At 66.4% G+C, this 333-nt stretch carries 1 pseudogene; it reads left to right on the top strand.

The features are described from left to right. Positions 1-333: pseudogene (locus tag G154_RS27000) on the top strand (HNH endonuclease); the annotation flags it as partial.

Genomic DNA, 333 nt, shown 5'->3' with positions numbered 1-333 from the left:
TCGGCGAAACTGGCCGCCTACGTCCGCATGACCGCGATGACCTGCTGTTTCCCCGGCTGCGGGAAACCCGCCCAACGCTGCGACCTGGACCATGTCGTCGCGTGGCCGGCCGGGGCCACCCACCCGGGCAACCTGCGCCCGCTCTGCCGCGAACACCACCTACTCAAAACACTGAAAACCGGCTGGACCCCCACCGCCCACCCCGACGGCACCACCGAATGGACCTCACCGTCTGGGCACCGATACGCCACGATGCCGCTGGGACCAGCCCTGTTCCCCCACAACAGATCCGACGTCGAAATCCCGAGAACACGACACATCACCCTCATCGAT

It is taken from the genome of Mycobacterium sp. VKM Ac-1816D (assembly GCF_000416385.1).
In the GTDB taxonomy this organism is placed as follows: Bacteria; Actinomycetota; Actinomycetes; order Mycobacteriales; family Mycobacteriaceae; genus Mycobacterium; species Mycobacterium neoaurum_A.
The sequence above is the reverse complement of the archived record's forward strand: the minus strand, read 5'-3'. Positions and strand labels throughout refer to the sequence as shown.